Source organism: Methylobacterium carpenticola, assembly GCF_042748905.1.
GTDB classification, from domain to species: domain Bacteria; phylum Pseudomonadota; class Alphaproteobacteria; order Rhizobiales; family Beijerinckiaceae; genus Methylobacterium; species Methylobacterium carpenticola.
The window spans coordinates 2,744,566-2,762,350 of sequence record NZ_JBHZEO010000001.1; the positions used below are offsets into that span (position 1 = coordinate 2,744,566).

The window sequence follows — 17,785 nt, forward strand, 5'->3', positions numbered from 1 at the left end:
ATGGCCTACAGCGTTGCGGTGCTCGCCCTTCCCGGCGTGCAGCTTCTCGACGTCGCGGGTCCGTTGGATGTCTTCGCCGAGGCGAACAGCCAGGCCGGAACCACGATCTACGACCTCCACGTCGTCGGCATGGCCCCCGGGCCGATCGAGACCTCCTCGGGGCGACGCCTCCTGGCCGATCTCGCGGCGGCGGACGCCGAGGCTCGCGCCTTCGACACGCTTCTGGTCGCGGGGGCACCCCGCATGCACGAAGCCCCGGGGGATCGCGCGCTGCGTGCCTGGCTCGCCGCGATCGCATCCCGCACCCGGCGCTACGGCTCGGTCTGCAGCGGAGCGTTCCTGCTCGGGCAGGCCGGCCTCCTGGACGGGCGGCGGGTCGCGACGCACTGGGCCGTCGCCGAGGCCCTGGCTCGGCGCTATCCCGAAGCGCGGGTCGATGCCGACGCGATCTGCATCTTCGACGGCCCGCTGCGGACGGCGGCGGGTGTGACCGCCGGCCTCGACCTCGCGCTGGCGCTGGTGGAGGAGGATCTGGGGCCCGACCTCGCCCGCAAGGTCGCGGCGCAGCTGGTGATGTACTTCAAGCGCGGCGGCGGCCAGCTCCAGTTCAGCCGGCGCGGCCTCGGAGCCCCGGCCGGCCGCGCCGCCCTGCAGGAGGTGCAGCGCTGGGTGGCGGCTCATCCGGCGGAGGACCATGGCGTGGCGCAGCTCGCGCGGCGCGCCGGCATGAGCCCGCGCCATTTCGCGCGCCTGTTCCGAGCCGAGACGGGGCAGACGCCCGCCGCTTTCGTCGAGACCGTCCGCATCGAGGCGGCGCGCCGGCTGCTGGAGGACGGCCGCGTGGCCACCAAGCAGGTTGCAGGAGATTGCGGGTTCCGCGACGCCGACACCCTGCGGCGCGCCTTCTTGCGTCGCATCGGACTCACGCCCGGCGCGTACCGGCAGCGGCACTCATCCGGCGCGAGCCGCTGAGGTGCCGGCCGCGAAGAGCAGCCGGCGCGCCTGATGCCGAGAGCCCCGACGACCAGCGGCGCCGGAGCAGCGCCCGATCACCGTGCCATCGGGCGCTGCTCTCGGTCTTTGATTTTGCCGCATTGTCTGCGGCGAACCGGGATCCGCTGCGTCGGACGATGCTCCAACACGAGGCCCGTGCCCGGTTCAGGCGAAGGCCGGCTCGCGCACGTCGAGCACGGTCAGACGTTTGGCCACGCCGAGGCGCGTGGCCCAGTCGATCGACTGTCCCTTGCTCAGGCCGAGCAGGGCCGCGCCGACCGGCGTGAGCACCGAGATCCTGCCCTGGCCGATGTCGGCCTCGCCCGGGTAGACGAGGGTCACCGCCTGGACCTTGCCCGTCGTGTCGTCCCGGAAATCGACGTTGGAGCCCATCCGGACGAATCCGCTGGCGGCCTTCCCGGAGCGCACGACCTGCGCCCTGTCGAGTTCGTCCGCCAGGTAAGCCGCGACCTCCGGCATGCGGTCCATGGCGGCGGCGGCGAGTCCGGCCAGGCGCTCGTGGTCGAACGCCGTCACCTTGATAGCCGGCAGTCTCGTGCCGCCGGCGCTCTTCCCGGGTGTCGTGTCCATCTCGTGGATCCTCGCTCAGGCCGCCCGGGGGCCAGGGTCGTCGTCATCGCTCCCTGGTGCGGGAGGCTGGCTCTGCTGCGGCCTCCGCAGCGGGACGACCTTCCGATCGCGTGCGTCGTCGGCCGACGGTTCGGGGGTGGGGGACGGTTCGGAGATGTCGTCGGTCAAGGGTGCCTCCTGGGCGCCAAGGATGCCTCCTGGGCGCATTCAGGCCGCGACGCCGGGCGTCGCGGTAGCGCGGATGCGGGGCCCGGCGGCATCGGCTGCCGCTGGCGTGCATCTCATGGGTCGTCTGGGTTGGGTGCCGTCGAGCCTGTCGGCCGACCTTCGGGCGCTTCGCGGAAGCTCTCCCGATGACCCCGAGCGGGACGGGCGCAGGCGCGCCGTCGGCTCGGGGCTACTGGCCCGCGATCAGGTTACCTGCCCGGAGCAGGCCACGGTTGAGTGTCGTGCGATACGGCATAACGCGCTCAGGATCGGCCAAGCGGCAGCGGTTGTCAAACGCGCCCTGCCGAGCCTCGAACCAGCGACGACCCGACGCGACGCGAGGCGCCCGAGCGCGGCTCGACACCCTCGAGGGCAGTCCCGACCTTGGGCACGTCATGTCGAACCGCCTCAAGAGCCTCCGCCTTCTAACGTGATCGGGCAGCCTGCCAGCAGGCTCGTAGCCCTGGCGCTCGGCCGGCCGTTCGCAGGCCGCGGCCGAGGCTCGAGCGGCGCCCGATCACGGTTCTGCGACAACCGCCTCGGCACCCGGTCCGGCGCGGGTTGCGGGGGCTCGTCTGAGCATCCTTCGTCGGCGGGTTCGCCGGACAGCCGGGCAGCGGCTCGCATCCAGGCAGGGCCGATGGATGCGATCAAAACAGCGGTGCCTGTCCCGGGCGATCAAGCAGGATCTCAACTCGATCATAGCGTGACATTGTCGAGCGCACACGGAACCGCCGGGCGAAACCGTCGATCACATCGCAGGCGTGTTGCGGTCTGCCGGCTGTTCCCCTGCGCCGAGCCAGCGAGCGGCGCCGGTCGTCCCTTGCATGCGCCGCCAATCTGACGAGTCCGACTGCATCAGGAGGCATCCGATGTTTCGCTTCGCCGGCCTCGCGCTCATCCTGCTCACTCATTCGGCGGCCTGGGGCAGCGAACTGCCGCGCTACGACGTCGAGGCGACCTGCCGGGCGGCCCCGACCCTGCAAGGCAGCACCGGGAATACGGACCGGAACTGCGTCAGGGACGAAATGCAAGCCCGCATGCAACTGGGACAGCAATGGGCCGGATTCAGCGCCAGACGCCGGGACGAATGCCTCCAGGAGGCAAGCCTGGAAGGACCGCCGAGCTACGTCGCCCTGCTGACCTGCCTGCAGATGTGAGGGGGGAGGAACGGTCGGAGGCGACGGACAGTGATGCTCGGTCGCGGCCGGCAGGCCGCGTGGCGGCAGCCCCTGCTTCGAGGTCGGATGGGACTGCGCCGGCGCTGGGTCAAACCTGCCGATGGCGGGCGGCGGTGGGAGGACAGCACCCTGTGAAAGGCTTGAAGCTCCTCGGCCGACGAATGCTGGTTGTGGCCCTCGGCCTCGTGACGGTGTGGCTGATCCTGGTGCTGTTCTATGACGTTGCCGATCGCCGCCTTCCGCTCGTCCTGGCGCTGGCATCCACCTACGCCGCAGCGGCCTACCTGATCCTGCCGCGCGCGATCAGGCTCGGTGCGCGGATCCTCGACCGGGGCCGAGTCCCCTCCTACACGCTGACCGGCGATGGCCTGCCCGGCGATCCCGTGAATATCGTCCTGATCGGCACCTTCGACGAGTTGTGCCGCGCCTTCGGCCGGGCCGGTTGGGCGCAGGCGGATCCACTCGGCATCGGCAGCGCCTGGAGGATGGCCTGCGCCTTCGTCCTGAACCGGCCCTATCCGAGCGCCCCGTTCAGCACGCTCTAGAGCGGCATCCGATCAGGTTGCGTCGTAGCCAGCAGCGGCGAAGTAGGCTCGACACTCAGCCCGGGCGAAGCGCTGCAGGCTGCGCCGAATGGCGTCCCAGAGGTCTGGGATCGTTCGCGCCGCCGCGCTGCGCAGCAGAGCTTTCAGCTTCGCGAAGGCTAGCTCGATGGGGTTGAAGTCAGGCGAGTACGCCGGGAGGTAGAGGAGCTGGGCTCCTGCGGCCTCGATGCGCTCGCGGACACCGCTGACCTTGTGAGCCGGCAGGTTGTCCATGACGACCGTGTCACCGGGCTGGAGGGTGGGGGCGAGCACGTCCGCCACGTAGGTGCGGAAGGCTTGCCCGTTCATCGCGCCGTCGAGCAGCCAGGGTGCGGTGATGCCGCTGGTGCGCAAGCCCGCCGTGATGGTGGTGGTTTTCCAATGACCCCGCGGCACGCTCATCCGGCAGCGCTCGCCGCGCGGCGCGCGCCCGTAGCGGCGGGCCATGGCGGTACTGGCTGCGGTCTCGTCGATGAACACGAGGCGATCCGGATCGAGGTCGAGTTGGCCCTCGAACCACGCCTCGCGCGCGGCCCTCACATCCGGCCGCTCCTGCTCGGCGGCGTGGCCGGTGCTTTTTTTCGCGAGATGCCGTGGCGCTTGAAGAAGCGCGAGAGGCTGCTCTGGGCCACGCCAACGCCGTGCTCGGCCAGAGCCGCACGGAGCTCATGCAGGTAGATGCCGGGCTTCGCCTCGTAGAGCGACAGGATCAGGTCGGCCTGCGCCTCGATCCGGTGCGAGCGCTGATCTCCGCCCATCGGCTTAGGGGCGACGTGACCCTCACGGGCGAACTGCCCGCACCAACGGCTCGCGCTCGCCAGACTGACCCCGAAGCGTTCGGCTGCCTGGTGTCGGGACGCGCCGGCCTCGACGGCATGGACCACGCGCTGACGCAGATCGACGGACAGGGCTGAGGACATCGGCGCTCTCCTTCGCCGACCAACCCATCACCCCGCCAGCTGTTTCAGCCCGCTCGGATAGCGCTCTATCTCTTCGACCGGGGACAGGACGTCGGTTACCAGCGGTCGATCGACGACAGCCCGCGCAAGCGCCACCACGTTCGGTTCTGGGGCATCTCCATCGAGCGCGCGGAGAACACCCTCGACACCCTTGCCTTTTGGCTCGCGTCGCACCGCCCGGCCGATTCCGAGCGCGCCCTCTGGATCGGTGCCGCGACCAAAGATGTCGGGTTCTCCCTGACGCGCCTCAGCTTCCAGATCACCCACGCGACCGACGCCGATACCAACGCGGAGCGCGAGTTTCTCGTTCGAGAGCTGACGGAGCGCGGAGGAATCGGAATGGTGCATTACCATCGTCCTGGCGAGCGTCTGTCGATCGGTACGGTGAACCGCTATGTCAGCGACGGCTTGGTGGCCGTCGCCGAACTGCGCGAGCAATCCCGGTCACGCGCTTGGTCCTGATGGCTCGATTCCGAGACAACATCCGCGCGAAAAAACCTGCCGATCCGTGGCAGGGGGCAAGTTCTATCGGCAAAGCAAGTTCTATCAGCGAAGGGGGCGCGGCATGGCACTCATCCGGGCGCTTCTCGCGACGCAGCGCAGCTTATCCGCCGCGTCCCGGTATACGGCGATGAACGGCGTGATCTACCTCGCGGCCGGAGCGCTGCTCATGGCTTGTCCGGGCGCGACGCAGGCGGTGTTCCGGGAGCGGGCTTTCGTGGGAGACGAGCAGGGCCTGATCCGGGTGGTCGGGATGACGGTCGCCGTGATCGGTTGGCTCTACCTGTTCGGGGGGCGTTCGGGCGCACGGCAGATTGTTGCCGCGTCCGTGGTCGATCGGCTGGTGCTCGTTCCAGCCGTTCTCGTACCCTTGGCCGCTGCCGGCGTGTTCCCTCACCTGCTGGTGACGTTTGCTGTCCTCGACCCGGCACTGGCCCTCGGGGCGTGGATCCTCTTCGGTCGGAACACGGTCTCGGAGTGACCACGGGCGGCATCGGGGCAGGATCACGGCAGGCGCTACCATCCCCCGCCCTGCAGCCGGCAATACCCGCCGTTGTTCCGGTAGCCGGCCGGGCAGCGGCGCACGCAGGCGCCGGCCGCGAATTTGAGGGGCGGCGGACACGCGTTCCTGAAGCGCGGCTGCCTGTACTCGAAGGATTGCGCGGGGCTCTGCGCTGCAACCGGGCCGGCGGCGCCGACCGAGACCGAGACCGAGATCGCGACGAGGAGGCGGGCGAAACGCGGATGCATCGGACCCTCCGCTGTGCAAGCGGCCAAGTGATACGGTTTCCGGAAGATCACTTTCGGAAACCGTATCACGAGCCCGCGCGGCGCCTGAGCGAGGCCGGTTTCCGCATCGCGAAGCGATCATCCGGAAACCGTATGATACGCCTCGCTATCGCGGAGGCGGCCGTGAAGAACCTGGCCCATCGCGCATCCCTCGCAGCATGGTGGTCCAATGGACCACCACACCGCGGGATGAAACGCCCAGCCCTCACGGGCGAATGACGCGCACGATCCTGCGAGAGCCCAAGTCGACGATGACGGCCTTGTCGTCGGGAGAGATGAAGTAGCCGTAGTAGCCGGTCGGGTTCAGGCCTCCGACTGAGACGTTCTGAAATGAGCCGATCTGCACCCAGTCCGGGATCGGGCTGCCGACCCCGACTCTCGCGCCGCGCCCGTTCGCTTCGGTATAGCGGGGACCGGAATAGAACAGTGTTTCGACCGACCCGCTCTGGTTGCCCGACATGAGGAGGCCCTGGTCGGCGAGGTACGGATTGACCCGCACCACCAGAGGCTGGGCCAGCGCTGCGGCGGCCGTGAGAACACCTGCGATCGCGAGGCCCGCTCCACCGAACAGGCATGTCGTTGCTGTCTTGCGCGCCGAAGTGGGTGACATTTCTCCCTCCTAAGGATTTGCTCTACAGGCCGAGACGAGTGTGACCGCCGTTGCTGTAAACCATGTTGGCGAATTCGCTTGATCGCATGAGACGCTTCTCAATCCGGTCCTGAGGACGTGCGGAATTCGTGCGAATCTTCTCGGCCGATCGCGCTTCTCAGCCTCGCATTGCTGCGGGAAGCGAGACTGAGACTAGGAATTTAGTCCAATAGTTTGGGCGGGACGTGACATGCTCGCAGGCCGCCCGCGTTGCGCCGCCATGCGCTCCGCGGCGGCGCCGAGCCCACGCGCAAGCTTGCCGGCCTCGTCGTTGGCCCGGAAATGCATGAAGAACAGCCGCGGCTCGTCGTCGAGCATGTGGTTGTGCACGGCCGTGACCTCGATGCCGTTCTGGCGCCGGGCCTTGAGCACCGGATTCACAGTCGAGCTCTGGCCGCCGGACCCGAGCCAAGCGTGGTCCGATCAAGCTGAAGCGGGTTCAGGCCGATATGGCGGCGGCTTCAACTCTTGACGGCGCCGGCGGTCAGCCCCCCGACCATGTACCGCCTGAACACGTAGTAGATCGCTGCGGGCGGCAGGGCGTAGATCAGCCCCGTCGTCATCAGCAGTTCCCAAGGCGAGTCATCGGCCGCCAGGAAGCTTCCGAGCGCGACAGGCAGGGTCACGTCGGTGTCGCGGGACAGAAGCAGGAAGGCGAACAGGTACTCGTTCCAGGCGAGCAGGAGCGCGTAGACGCCGATCGCGACGAGCGACGGCGTCATCAGCGGCAGATAGACGAACCGGAAGAGCTGGGGCGGCGAGGCCCCGTCCATCACGGCCGCCTCGTCGAGTTCCAGCGGCAGCTTGTCGGACGCCTGCTTCAGGACCCAGATGGCGTAGGGGCTCGCGATCGTCACCATCGCGAGGATGAGCGCCCACTTGGTGTTGAGCAGCCCGTAGGCGCCCATCGTCTTGTACATCGGCACGGCAAGAAACGCCGCCGGGATGAAATAGGTGAAGAGCGCCAGGTTCATCACGGTTCGGCCGCCCTTGACCTTCAACCGGCTGATCGCGAAGGCGGCCATCGTTGCGATGAGGAGCGTCAGGACACCGGTCGAGAACGCGATGAAGGCGGAGTTCCAGAGCTGCTGCCAGAAGTGCGACAGGAAGTAATGCCGCTGCCCGAAGACGATCTCGAAGTTCCTGAGGGTCGGATGCTCGGGAAAGAGCGCTCCCGAGAGCGCGTCCTGCTTCGGCGAGATCGCAAACAGAACGAGGTGATAGATCGGGATCACGGTCCAGAGCAGGACCGGGATGCCGACGAGGAGAAGCTTCGCCTCGGTCCCGGCGGCTTTCAGCCAGTTCGAACGGGGGTGGGACACGACATGGGGGGCGCGCGCCGCATCGAGCGGCGCGCCGGCGATCCTGGCACTCATTTCGAGAGCCTCCGCATCAGCACGTAGACGAGGGGCAGAACGAAGGGCATCGCACACACGACCGCCGCCATCGAATGGTCGATCTGGTCGAGCCGCAGGTAACGGATGCCGAGCGTCGCGAGCACGTGGGTCAGGTCCGCGGGCCCACCGCCGGTGAGCAGATAGACGCTGTTGAAGTCGCCCAGTGTCCAGATCATCGAGAGGATCGTGCACGTCACGTAGAGCGTCCGCATGGATGGCCACGTGACATGCAGGAATTTCTGCCAGCGCGTCGCACCGTCGACGGACGCCGCCTCGTAGAGGTCGGCGGGGATGGAGAGGCGTCCGGCGAGGAGGATCAGCGTCCAGAACGGCAGCGATTTCCAGATGTGGACCGCGATGGCGAGCGTCAGCGCGAGTCGAGGATCGTTGAGCCAGTTGGGACCGTCGTCTCCGGTGAGCCGGAAGATGATCTGGTTCACGATCCCCCATTCGGGGTTGAGCATGAACCGAACGGAGAGGATCGTCGGGATCGACGGCACCGCCCAGGGCAGGATGAAGAGAACGGACAGCCAGCGGATCCAGCGCCGCTCATGGGTGAAGAAGCCCGACAGGAACAGCGCGATGGCCATCTTCACATTGATCCCGATGATCAGGAAGATCAGCGTGTTGACGACGGCGCGCGCGAAAATCGGATCGGCGGCGAGATGGGCGTAGCTCGCCGGGTTGCGCGCGAGCCAGAGCCCGTAGCCGACCGGGTAGATGACGAAGAGCAGGAACACCAGAAGGTAGGGCGCGATCAGGATCGCGCCCCAGGCCTGCCAGGCACTGAGGCGGAATGGCTGGGGCGCGGCCGGCGCGGCATCATCGACCGTCATAGCGCGCGTTCCCGACATCCTCGGTCTCCCTGATGAGGCACCGCCGCTCACCGGCGGCACCGGCCAGCCCCCTTACGGTGCAGCGATCTGTTTGATGCGGGTCAGCATCTCGTCGGCGGCCTTCTCGACCGGGACCTTCTCGCTCACGACCCGGTTCATCGCCTTGGCGAAGACGTTCTCGTTGTTGATCAACGTGAACTTGTAGTTCTTGACGTAATCGAACGGCTCGGTGCCCGACTTGAACTGATTGTAGACGGCCTTGCGGTGCTTGTCGGCCTGCCAGAACGGGCTCTCGATCGAGGCGTTCGTGACGGGGAACCAGCGGCCGATCGCACCCTCGACATAGGGGCGGAGGTTGTCCTCCTCCATGATGAACTTCACGAATTCCTTGGCGGCCGCCTTGTTCTTGGCGCCGGCGAAGACGACGCCGTGCTTGACGTCCGCGCGGTAGGTCATGGGCTTGCCGTCCGGCCTGTTCGGGAACGGCGCGGTGATGATCGTCTCCTCGTAGGCCTTCCTGGCGGCCTCGCGCTGCTCGGGAGTGGCACTCGGATTGACGCTGTCCTCGTACCATTTCGCGGCGATGGAGATCGTGAAGTTGTGCGTCATCACCGTGGTCCGATTGTGGAAAGCCACGTTGTTGTCGGGATCCTTCCAAGTCGTCGCGGACGGGGGGACGCATCCCTTCACATAGGGGTCGGTATAGTCCTTGAGCGCCTTGATCAGACCTTCGCGGTTCTTCGGATCGTCGACGAGGAGCTTGCCGTCGTTGTCGACGAGCTTGACGTCATAGGCGTCCATGAAGGCGTAGAAGGACTGGAAGCTGTCGGTCGATTCCACACCCATCGGCGCGCCGATCCCGTAGATGCGGGACCCCGACGCCTTGCGGTAGGCAGGCTGGACCTTGTCGCACCAGAAGGACCAGTATTCTGACCATTTCGTGGGGATATCGCTCTGCTTGAACCCCGCCTTCTCAAGCATGTCGCCCCAAATTTCCGTATGAAGCGTTTGCCGCTTTATCGGGAAACCGAAATACGCCTTCTTGTGCGTCTGGTCGTTGTAGAGCAGCACGTGCTCGATCGTCTGCGGCGCGAAGCGCGACATCATCGGTTGCAGGATGTCGGTGAGATCCTCGAGCTTGCCCTCGAAGGCCCACTTGCCGGCAGCCTGATTGTTGTAGGTGTCGGAATAGCCGACATCCGGCGGCGAACCGGAGTCGAGCGCCGCAACAGTCTTGGGGATCATGTCTTGAATCGCGTATTGCGACAGTTCGACCTTGATCCCAGTCTTCTGCTCGAACTTCTTGATGGTAGCCCAGAGGGACTCGTCTTCGGACCGGTAGAAGCCCTTGCTGAACCAGACAGTGAGCGTCTTCTCCTGCGCGATGGCTGGCATCGAGGCCATCACCCACGCGCCCAGCGACAACGCTCCCGCGATGCCTCGCCTCATCGGTTCCCTCCTGCCATCCGCCTCGTTCACCGGGCGGCTGACTGGTATTTCAGCACGGGACGAAGCCCGAGGCAATTCGGCGGGAGGCCGTGTCACCCGCGTAAGGATGCCAGGGCTATTCAGTCCAGCTGAATATCACCGTCTCCCGGTCGGACGTGGGAGCGGTGCCGCCGGAGATTTCGTCGATCGGGTCGAAATGATCCGGCCCGATGGCGTCCAGCCGGGCACCGATCTGTATTTTTGCAAACCGTCTCCGCTCCCCGCAATGTCCATCACTTCGCAAGCATAAAGGGTGGTTGTGTTGAGAACGCGACGCCGACCGCGCGCCCGGCGCCGACCGGGGCCCGCCCGACGGTGTTTCCTGTGGATCCAGCCCCGGTCAGCGCTGGTCTGCGTCGACGATCGAGGCGCCCGCCTTGCCGTCACGCGGCAGTGCTTCCCTCGGCGAAGGTGAAGGCCGGGCGGACATGCTGCCACGCGACGGCCGGCCGTGACGCGTCCAGCGCCGGCCCGGAACTGGACGCGTCACGACCGGCCGTTAGCTAAGGCGAGTCAATAGCAAGCCCTCGTTGGCGAGGTCGGCGATCGCTTCGCGCGATACGCCGCGTGAGAAGGGAGGAGCACCATGCCACGCATCGTTTCGCTGGAGCCCGGCTACTACCGCGTGCCTCTGGCGGTCACCCTCAGCGACAGCATGCACGGCGACATGCCGGCCTTCGAGCTCAACACGGTCCGGCTGCGCGATGCGGACGGCGCGGAGGGCGTCGGCTACACCTATACCTGCGGCCGCAACGGAGCGGCCATCGACGCCATCCTCCGGGTTGACGTCCTCGACCAGCTCATCGGGCAGGACGCCGACCTGATCGAGCGCCTGTGGCAGAGGATCTGGTGGGGTCAGCACTACGGCGGCCGCGGCGGCCCCACGATCCTCGCCCAATCGGCCGTGGACATGGCGCTGTGGGACCTGAAGGCCAAGCGCCTCGGGCAACCGCTCTGGACCCTGCTGGGCGGCAACGACCCTCGCGTCCCCTGCTATGCCGGCGGCATCGACCTCGACTTGCCGCTCGACAAGCTGCTCCGCCAGACCGACGACAACCTCAAGAAGGGCTTCCGCGCCATCAAGATGAAGGTGGGCCGCAAGCAGCTCTCCGAGGACGTCGAGCGCGTCAAGGCCATGCGCGCGCATCTCGGCGAGGGCTTCCCGCTCATGGTGGACGCCAACATGAAGTGGACAGCCGACGAGGCGATCCGCGCCGCGCGGGCGTTCCAGCCCTTCGACCTGATGTGGCTGGAAGAGCCCGTGATTCCCGATGACGTCGCGGGGCAGGCCCGCGTCGTGCGGGAGGGCGGCCTGCCGATCGCCGCCGGCGAGAACCTGCGCACGCTGTGGGACTTCAAGCAGCTGATCACCGCGGGCGGCGTCACCTACCCGGAGCCCGACGTCACGAATTGCGGCGGCGTGACGCCGTTCATGAAGATCGCGCACCTGGCCGAGGCCTTCAACCTGCCGGTCACTTCGCACGGCGCGCACGACGTCACGGTGCACCTGCTCGCCGCAGTGCCCAACCGCTCCTACCTGGAGGCGCACGGTTTCGGCCTCGACGGCTACATCGCCGAGCCGCTCACGATCGAGGACGGCTTCGCGGTCGCGCCGGCCCGGCCCGGCCACGGCATCGCGTTCGACTGGAAGAGCCTCGACTCCATCCGCGCCTGAGCCGTCGCCGCCACCCGCCGGGCCTTGTCATACGGTTTCCGGATGATCGCTTCGCGATGCGGAAACCGGCCTCGCTCAGGCGCCGCGCGGGCTCGTGATACGGTTTCCGAAAGTGATCGTCCGGAAACCGTATCAGAAGGCCATCCTGACCACCGCGGACGCGAGGTTTGACCCGCTTCGCGGGACGGTCCGATCCGTGTTCCGGACGATGGCTTCCGGAACACGGATCACGAGCCCGCCCGGCGATTGAGCGACGCCGATCTGCGCTTTGCGAAGCGATTGCCAAGGCAATCGCCGAGCAATCGATCCGAAATCGCGTGAATGCACGCCGTCCTCAGGCCGGCTCGTCGCGCAGGACGTGGTAGAGAAGGATGGCTGCGGCCGTCGCCGTGCCGATCCCGCCGAGCCGGAAATCCCCAACACTCATCGTGAAGTCCCCGGCCCCGAGCACGAGCGCCGTGCCGACCGTGAGCAGAGTTCGCGTTCGGGAGAAATCGACACCATTCTCGACGAAGATCCGTCCCGCCGTCGCCGTGATCAGCCCGAACACGACGATGGACAGGCCGCCGATCACCGGGCCCGGGATCACCAGGATCGCAGCGCCGAACTTCGGTGAGAGCCCGAAGAGGATTGCCACGACTCCCGCCGCCGCGAAGACGAGAGTCGAGTAGATGCGCGTGACCGCCATCACGCCCATGTTCTCGGCGTAGGTCGTCACGCCGGTGCCGCCCAGCGATCCTGACAGGATCGTGGCGAGTCCGTCACCCAGGAACGCGCGGCCGAGATAGGGGTCGAGGTTGCGGCCCGTCATCGCCCCGATCGCCTTCACGTGACCGAGATTCTCCGCGACGAGGACCACCGCGACCGGAGCGATCAGCCAGATCGCCTGCCACGCGAAGACCGGTGCAACGACGTGGGGCCACCCGAACCAGGGCGCTTCCGCCACCCGGGTGAAGTCGAGGGGCTTGGCGAGTCCGAGCCCGTTCGACAGCACGGCGTCGAGGATCGTGGCGGCGACGGCCCCGATCAGCAGCGGCAATCGCCGCGCCATCCCCGGCAGGAAGGAGGCCGCGAGAGCCACCGCCGCCACGGTGAACAGGCCCACACCCATGTCGAGGCTCGAGCCCGAGATGCCCTTGACGCCGATGGGCGCGAGATTGAGGCCGATCGCTCCGACGATGGCCCCCGTCACCGTGGGCGGCATCAGGCGGCCGATCCAGGCGTGGCCGGCCAGCATGACCCCTGCGCCGATCAGGGCATAGACCATCCCGGCGGCCACGATGCCGCCGAGGGCGACGGCCAGGTTCGGGTTCGGTCCGCTGCCATTGTAGCCGGTGGCTGCGATCACCACCGCGATGAAGGCGAAGCTGGATCCGAGATAGCTCGGCACCCGGCCGCCCACCACGACGAAGAACAGGAGCGTCGCGATCCCCGAGAACAGGACGGCAAGGTTGGGGTCGAAGCCCATCAACACGGGGGCGAGGGCGGTCGAGCCGAACATGGCGACGACGTGCTGAAGCGCGAGCACGAACACCTGCCCGAACGGCGGCCGTTCGTCGGGCTGGACCGGCGTTCCTCGCGTGAGCCGCCAGCGCGGGAAACGCGGCTCCGGACCCTGCCCCTGGTCGTTCGGCTCCATGCATCCCCTCCCGGCGCGCTGTTCTGCGGCATCGAGCCGGCCGCGATCCCGCCGTCCGCCCTCTCGTCCGAGCAGCGCCCGCTGTAGCACGCGCAGGCGCGAGCCGGGGATGCGGTGATGCGGGGTCGAGAGTAGAAATCGCGGCAGTCGGGCACGGCCCGAACGTGACAGAGGCGAACCGATGACGTCGATCGAGATCGAGGCCCTGACTAAGGCGCGTGAACAGCTCGCAAAAAACCGCCTCGCCCTGGCCAGAACCATCGCCGCGTCGGCCGATCTCGACCTGGGCACCATCGACGCTCTGACGACGGTGATCGCGGCCATCGAGAGCATCGACCGCGTGCTGTTGGATTCCGGGCATCCGTACATGCCGGGATCGCTGTTCCAGGAGACCGTGCGGTAGGATGCGGGCGGTCACCGAGCACCGGCGCGCGCCGGCGAGGGGGCGCTGCGGGGCCGGGCGACCCGGGGCGCGGCCCGCAGGTCGGCGGCGCGCCAGCCCGGACGGGGAGGGCGGTCATGGTGTTGCGGTGCGCTCCCGCGGTCGTCGCGCCATCCGCGACGACTACGGCCTATTCGGGAAGCACGCCGTGCTTCGTAAGTTCACGTCGCCGGACAAGGCCGTGATCACTGTTGGAAACAAGCTTTGAAACGCATAGTTGACGGAAACCTGGCTGAAACCTGCCAGATTCGCGCAGGAGGTCGAATTCAAGATCTCGATGGCGTCATCCGGCAGCGTGATCGACCATTTCTGTGCTTGAGCTTGGGCAAATCTCACCGATTTGGTGTGATCGTAGCTGCTATTGGTCGTGCAAGGGCCGGCCAGCAGCCCGACGCACCGGGCGCTGGCCGCGGTGACTTGCTCGAGAGCGTGGCGGGACCACGCCAGCCGCCCGACCTCGATGCAGCCGAACAGAAGCAGGCAGAAGGGGCCGATCACGATCGCAAACTCGACGGCGGTCGTGCCGGCCCGATCCTGCGACAGGCGGGGGACCTGCTTCCGGATCATTGGACCTGGACCACGGCCCGAGCGGCGATGCCGTCCCTCGGAACCAAGCCCCAGCTGGAGAACAGCGAGACGTAAGGCTTCGTGACGGTCAGGACGACGTACTTGCCCGCTGGCGTCCCGCCGGAGCAGCTCGCGCCGCAACTGACGCTCGCACCCCACGTGATTCCATCGGATCCTCGGCTCGGGCAATAGCAGCTATCCGCCTGCGCGTCGCTTCCGCTGCTCGACACGGTGCCGTTGCTTGAGGATACGATCGGACCGTTATTGACCGTGACGCGGGCCGTGAGGGCCGAAGCGTCGGTTCCGTTGGTCAGGATCTTGGACAATTTGTCCGCGAGATCTCTGCCGGATGTCGAATTGACCTTGTCGGGATTGACGATCGCGAACTGCGCCGCAGCCGATACCGTCGCGTCGAGGCGAAAACCGGTATACAGCATGCCCGACAGATCGGTCGCCGCGACCAGGACCAGCAGCATGAACGGCGCGACGATGCCGAACTCCACGGCCGCGCTACCCGATTCGCCCGATCCGGCGCCGCGGTGAGGGGGAACGCCCATGGTGTCCGACTTCCCTATTGGACGATCGAGACCGAGGCCCCGTTGCCCGACGTGCCACTGTCGGTGCAGGTCGAGCCGGCTGCCGTTCCGCCGGACAACGTGATCTGCGAGGCGACGATCTGCAGGCATTGCCCATTCGCATTGTTGATGCTGGAGCCACCGCTGAGAGAGAGCGGGCCGTTCGGGACGTAGAAGATGCCCGCCATGCTGAGCTTCGCCCCTCCGGAAAAGGCCGCGCCGGCCGTCGATCCGGTGGATTGCGGTCCGATGATCAGGAGGTGTGCGGTTGCGCCGGAACCCGGCGCGGTCAGGGCGGTGTTTCCGTAGCCACCGGAGGCGCAGAAGGCTTGTCCCGAACAGTTTCCGGAATTCGGGGTCGGATACCCGCCGACGACGAATGTGACATCCGTCGCCTTCAGGCCGACCTTGCTGCCGTTGCAGGTGGTGTCGCCCCCGCCATTCGCGCCCAGGCCGATGGCGCCGGTCACCGTATAGATCCCGGCGCCGAACACGTTGCCGCCGGCGGTCATCAGGCTGCCCTGGATGTCGTGCTGACCGGCCGCTCCGAGGATCAGGCACGATCCCCCTCCGCCGGTCACGTTGAGGTTTCCGATGAGCCGGAACAGGCTGTCGTAGCTCGTCGCCCCGCCCAGGGAGACGGTGCTGCCTCCTCGCAGAACCATCGCGTCGCCGCTGCTGCCCGCGCCGATTTCGAAGCTGTTGGCATCGCCCGTCCCCAGCGTCAGGGTGGCGCCGCCATTGACGAAGAGGCCGTTCGAGAGCTGAAACCGGCTCGGCCCGCCGAAGGTGAGGGTGTTGCCCTTGTGGCAGATGCTGTAGGTGGCCGAGCCATCGCAGCCTTGCGTGCCCTCTCCGATCTGGACCGTGCCGGATCCGAACTGGGTCGTGCTGCCGCCGCCCGTGTACAACCCTTTGGCGATCCTGAAAGTGCCCGGCCCGAAGGTCATGGAGCCGGTGTTCGTGATCGATCCGCTGAAGGTGTAGACCGTCCCCTCCGATCCATCGACGTTGAATTTCACGGATATGCCACCGCCCATGGTGACGGAGCCGAAATTCAGGGTTGCCCCGTGCGGACAGCTGAGGGTCCAGGTCGAACTTGAAAAGGCGGCGCTGCAACCGGCCTTCTGAGCTTGGCTCTGGGTCGCAGCGGTGTTGTAGCCGAAATCGATATCCGTCCCGGCCGGGACCGTCGGCGCCGCCGGGGCCTTCATCGCGCGGACGGTCGCCAGGCGGGCCGCGGCCTCCTGGATCCTCGGATGGGTTGCGAAAGGATCGGACGTGGCCGTCCGGCTGATCTTCGCCGCGCCCCCCGCTTGCGTCCGGATGCCGTTGCAGGGCTGGCTCGGCGGCGCGCCCGAATTGTAAGTGACGGCCGATGTCCTGATCTCGGTGCCGCACGGCACGGTGACGGTGGCGTTCGAGGCGACGGCACAGGATGGAGCCGACAGGCTCGTGCCGCCACTCAAGGTCAGACCGGATCCCGTCCCGCTGAGCGCCAGGATGCAGGCCGGTGCCCCGGCCTGCATCTCCGCATAGCTCATCGCCGTGACCGCCAACTGCCTGTCGATGCCGAGCACCGGCCCGAGAAAGACCTGCGCCGTCGTGGCGATGGCGACCGAGACGGCCTGGCTGCCGTTCCCCCGCGGAGACGGTTGAAGGGTCGCGGTCACCTTGTCCGCCGCGATCCCGTTGAGTTCGGCCACGGTCCCGGCGGCCGCCTTCATCGTGTCCGTCGAGCCGGTCGCGTTGTAGGCCAGCGCAGCGCTATAGGCGGCGAGATCGGAGACGCGCTGTCCCTGCTGGCGCACCAGCAGCGCATGCCCGAACTCGACCGCCAGGCAGCACACCCCGAGGATGAGCGGAAAGATCAGCGCCGCGAGGACGCTCACCGACCCCGCCCGGTCGTCGTGGAGCCATCGCGCTGACTGGTACCGCATATCCCAGCCTGCCCTTCCAAGACACTGCGTTCTCGAATCAGGTCGATCACGAATTCGCCATTCGCACCCGCTCATTTCGATCCAATTCACCAATCGAAAACCGGCAGAAATCGCCTGAAATCTCTACGATTTGCTGGGTGACTTGAGGAGATGTTGAGCATCACGCGAATCGAATAGAGTATCTTTATTGAAAAGTCATTAACAACTATTACTGGGCCATAGTATATCGGGAAGGCGAAGGTGCGTGACGGCGTTCGGTGCCGCCCTGCATCAGGTCCTGCGCCGCGTCGATGGTCGGGGTGAGGGCCGGCCTTGCGCCGATATCCTCGGGTTTCCGGAGCGGCGCACGGCCGAGGGCCGCCTCAGCAGGCACGATACCAAGGTATGATCCACCGGCACGAAGGCATCATTCGCGCATATCGACGTGCGATGACGAAGGATCTCCCGGATCGTCTAGAGATCGGCCGGAAGACCGCGGCCCCGGGCCGCATCGTCGACGGGAGATGTGCGATGGCAGCCCTCCGATACGGCGCCCTTGGCGTGATGCTGGCCATGGCCTCGACGGCGGCCCTGGCTCAGGCGGATGACGGTGCGCGGCGGGCCGGGCCCGCCGGCTCTTCCCTCAGGGCGCCCTACACCCGGACGAGCGGGCAGACCGTGCCCGTCGCCGGGGCGGCCGACCGCCGGCTCGACCGCGGCATTCGCCGGAGAACGCTGTCGGAACGACGCGACGACCGCATCGACATGAGCATCTGCTCGGGCTGCTGACGCG

The 17,785-nt window shown here is 67.1% G+C and carries 19 protein-coding genes and 1 pseudogene; 8 read left to right on the top strand and 12 right to left on the bottom strand.

The features are described 5' to 3' along the window. Window positions 1–972 (top strand): GlxA family transcriptional regulator, encoded by a 972-nt coding sequence (locus ACE101_RS12955; protein WP_379129908.1) that lies wholly within the window; start codon window positions 1–3, stop codon window positions 970–972. Window positions 973–1,158: 186 nt separating this feature from the next. Here ACE101_RS12955 and rnk read toward each other — a convergent pair whose 3' ends face one another. Then, entirely contained in the window at window positions 1,159–1,584 is a 426-nt protein-coding gene (gene rnk / locus ACE101_RS12960) for a nucleoside diphosphate kinase regulator (RefSeq protein WP_379129911.1), read from the bottom strand. 1,079 nt (window positions 1,585–2,663) lie between these two features. Between rnk and ACE101_RS12965 the strand changes: the two genes are divergently transcribed. Further along, window positions 2,664–2,951 carry a hypothetical protein gene (locus ACE101_RS12965; protein WP_379129914.1) on the top strand — a complete coding sequence of 96 codons (288 nt, stop codon included), beginning with the start codon at window positions 2,664–2,666 and terminating at the stop codon, window positions 2,949–2,951. 152 nt (window positions 2,952–3,103) lie between these two features. Further along, a complete protein-coding gene (locus ACE101_RS12970; protein WP_379129917.1) occupies window positions 3,104–3,517 on the top strand; it encodes an LssY C-terminal domain-containing protein in 414 nt (137 codons plus the stop codon). 12 nt (window positions 3,518–3,529) lie between these two features. Here the strand turns inward: ACE101_RS12970 and ACE101_RS12975 are convergent. After that, a protein-coding gene (locus tag ACE101_RS12975; RefSeq protein WP_379129020.1) for an IS630 family transposase occupies window positions 3,530–4,476 on the bottom strand; the annotation gives its coding sequence in 2 pieces (ribosomal slippage) (window positions 3,530–4,140 and window positions 4,140–4,476; 948 coding nt in all). Between the two features lie 108 nt (window positions 4,477–4,584). Here ACE101_RS12975 and ACE101_RS12980 point away from each other — a divergent pair. Next, on the top strand, window positions 4,585–4,977 hold the full coding sequence (locus ACE101_RS12980; RefSeq protein ID WP_379138636.1) for an LssY C-terminal domain-containing protein: 393 nt from the start codon (window positions 4,585–4,587) through the stop codon (window positions 4,975–4,977). A 103-nt stretch (window positions 4,978–5,080) separates the two neighbouring features. Then, window positions 5,081–5,497: a hypothetical protein gene (locus ACE101_RS12985; RefSeq protein ID WP_379129919.1), complete on the top strand. Its 417-nt coding sequence runs from the start codon at window positions 5,081–5,083 to the stop codon at window positions 5,495–5,497. Window positions 5,498–5,532: 35 nt separating this feature from the next. On the opposite strand, the gene ACE101_RS12990 is transcribed toward ACE101_RS12985, so the two are convergent. The 6 genes and pseudogenes from ACE101_RS12990 to ACE101_RS13015 all read right to left on the bottom strand — a co-directional run bounded on the left by ACE101_RS12990 (window position 5,533) and on the right by ACE101_RS13015 (window position 10,136). Next, window positions 5,533–5,766 (bottom strand): hypothetical protein, encoded by a 234-nt coding sequence (locus ACE101_RS12990; protein WP_379129922.1) that lies wholly within the window; start codon window positions 5,764–5,766, stop codon window positions 5,533–5,535. Between the two features lie 244 nt (window positions 5,767–6,010). Continuing rightward, window positions 6,011–6,415, bottom strand: coding sequence for a hypothetical protein (locus ACE101_RS12995; protein WP_379129924.1), 405 nt, complete (start codon window positions 6,413–6,415; stop codon window positions 6,011–6,013). 192 nt (window positions 6,416–6,607) lie between these two features. Continuing rightward, window positions 6,608–6,835: pseudogene (locus ACE101_RS13000) on the bottom strand (DUF1259 domain-containing protein); the annotation flags it as partial. 80 nt (window positions 6,836–6,915) lie between these two features. Next, window positions 6,916–7,830: a carbohydrate ABC transporter permease gene (locus tag ACE101_RS13005; protein WP_379129927.1), complete on the bottom strand. Its 915-nt coding sequence runs from the start codon at window positions 7,828–7,830 to the stop codon at window positions 6,916–6,918. After that, the gene (locus ACE101_RS13010) at window positions 7,827–8,705 is read right to left on the bottom strand and encodes a carbohydrate ABC transporter permease (protein ID WP_379138639.1); all 879 of its coding nucleotides are present in this window, start codon (window positions 8,703–8,705) and stop codon (window positions 7,827–7,829) included. The genes ACE101_RS13005 and ACE101_RS13010 overlap by 4 nt, the downstream gene beginning before the upstream one ends. Before the next feature lie 54 nt (window positions 8,706–8,759). Then, entirely contained in the window at window positions 8,760–10,136 is a 1,377-nt protein-coding gene (locus ACE101_RS13015) for an ABC transporter substrate-binding protein (RefSeq protein WP_379129930.1), read from the bottom strand. Window positions 10,137–10,761: 625 nt separating this feature from the next. Here ACE101_RS13015 and ACE101_RS13020 point away from each other — a divergent pair. Further along, a complete protein-coding gene (locus tag ACE101_RS13020) occupies window positions 10,762–11,850 on the top strand; it encodes a mandelate racemase/muconate lactonizing enzyme family protein (RefSeq protein WP_379129933.1) in 1,089 nt (362 codons plus the stop codon). Between the two features lie 334 nt (window positions 11,851–12,184). On the opposite strand, the gene ACE101_RS13025 is transcribed toward ACE101_RS13020, so the two are convergent. Then, window positions 12,185–13,489 carry a solute carrier family 23 protein gene (locus tag ACE101_RS13025; protein WP_379129935.1) on the bottom strand — a complete coding sequence of 435 codons (1,305 nt, stop codon included), beginning with the start codon at window positions 13,487–13,489 and terminating at the stop codon, window positions 12,185–12,187. Between the two features lie 181 nt (window positions 13,490–13,670). On the opposite strand from ACE101_RS13025, the gene ACE101_RS13030 reads away from it, so the two are divergent. After that, window positions 13,671–13,892 (top strand): hypothetical protein, encoded by a 222-nt coding sequence (locus ACE101_RS13030; RefSeq protein WP_379129938.1) that lies wholly within the window; start codon window positions 13,671–13,673, stop codon window positions 13,890–13,892. Window positions 13,893–14,054: 162 nt separating this feature from the next. Here ACE101_RS13030 and ACE101_RS13035 read toward each other — a convergent pair whose 3' ends face one another. Genes ACE101_RS13035 through ACE101_RS13045 form a run of 3 tightly spaced genes read right to left on the bottom strand, consistent with a single transcriptional unit; the run spans window position 14,055 to window position 16,965 of the window. After that, window positions 14,055–14,498: a TadE/TadG family type IV pilus assembly protein gene (locus ACE101_RS13035; RefSeq protein ID WP_379129941.1), complete on the bottom strand. Its 444-nt coding sequence runs from the start codon at window positions 14,496–14,498 to the stop codon at window positions 14,055–14,057. Further along, entirely contained in the window at window positions 14,495–15,055 is a 561-nt protein-coding gene (locus ACE101_RS13040; RefSeq protein ID WP_379129943.1) for a TadE/TadG family type IV pilus assembly protein, read from the bottom strand. The genes ACE101_RS13035 and ACE101_RS13040 overlap by 4 nt, the downstream gene beginning before the upstream one ends. Before the next feature lie 14 nt (window positions 15,056–15,069). Then, window positions 15,070–16,965, bottom strand: a complete 1,896-nt coding sequence (locus tag ACE101_RS13045; protein WP_379129946.1) for a hypothetical protein — start codon at window positions 16,963–16,965, stop codon at window positions 15,070–15,072. A 432-nt stretch (window positions 16,966–17,397) separates the two neighbouring features. Here ACE101_RS13045 and ACE101_RS13050 point away from each other — a divergent pair, with 432 nt between their 5' ends. After that, entirely contained in the window at window positions 17,398–17,781 is a 384-nt protein-coding gene (locus ACE101_RS13050; RefSeq protein ID WP_379129949.1) for a hypothetical protein, read from the top strand. The last annotated feature ends 4 nt before the right edge of the window (window positions 17,782–17,785 follow it).

Excerpts from the sequence above, each read along its gene's own strand:
- ACE101_RS13030 (WP_379129938.1), top strand. The coding sequence starts at position 13,671 with ATGACGTCGATCGAGATCGAGGCCCTGACTAAGGCGCGTGAACAGCTC.
- ACE101_RS13015 (WP_379129930.1), bottom strand. The coding sequence starts at position 10,136 with ATGAGGCGAGGCATCGCGGGAGCGTTGTCGCTGGGCGCGTGGGTGATG.
- ACE101_RS13005 (WP_379129927.1), bottom strand. The coding sequence starts at position 7,830 with ATGAGTGCCAGGATCGCCGGCGCGCCGCTCGATGCGGCGCGCGCCCCC.
- ACE101_RS13025 (WP_379129935.1), bottom strand. The coding sequence starts at position 13,489 with ATGGAGCCGAACGACCAGGGGCAGGGTCCGGAGCCGCGTTTCCCGCGC.
- ACE101_RS13050 (WP_379129949.1), top strand. The coding sequence starts at position 17,398 with ATGATCCACCGGCACGAAGGCATCATTCGCGCATATCGACGTGCGATG.
- rnk (WP_379129911.1), bottom strand. The coding sequence starts at position 1,584 with ATGGACACGACACCCGGGAAGAGCGCCGGCGGCACGAGACTGCCGGCT.
- ACE101_RS13010 (WP_379138639.1), bottom strand. The coding sequence starts at position 8,705 with ATGTCGGGAACGCGCGCTATGACGGTCGATGATGCCGCGCCGGCCGCG.
- ACE101_RS12985 (WP_379129919.1), top strand. The coding sequence starts at position 5,081 with ATGGCACTCATCCGGGCGCTTCTCGCGACGCAGCGCAGCTTATCCGCC.
- ACE101_RS13040 (WP_379129943.1), bottom strand. The coding sequence starts at position 15,055 with ATGGGCGTTCCCCCTCACCGCGGCGCCGGATCGGGCGAATCGGGTAGC.
- ACE101_RS12955 (WP_379129908.1), top strand. The coding sequence starts at position 1 with ATGGCCTACAGCGTTGCGGTGCTCGCCCTTCCCGGCGTGCAGCTTCTC.
- ACE101_RS13035 (WP_379129941.1), bottom strand. The coding sequence starts at position 14,498 with ATGATCCGGAAGCAGGTCCCCCGCCTGTCGCAGGATCGGGCCGGCACG.
- ACE101_RS12965 (WP_379129914.1), top strand. The coding sequence starts at position 2,664 with ATGTTTCGCTTCGCCGGCCTCGCGCTCATCCTGCTCACTCATTCGGCG.
- ACE101_RS13020 (WP_379129933.1), top strand. The coding sequence starts at position 10,762 with ATGCCACGCATCGTTTCGCTGGAGCCCGGCTACTACCGCGTGCCTCTG.
- ACE101_RS12995 (WP_379129924.1), bottom strand. The coding sequence starts at position 6,415 with ATGTCACCCACTTCGGCGCGCAAGACAGCAACGACATGCCTGTTCGGT.
- ACE101_RS12990 (WP_379129922.1), bottom strand. The coding sequence starts at position 5,766 with ATGCATCCGCGTTTCGCCCGCCTCCTCGTCGCGATCTCGGTCTCGGTC.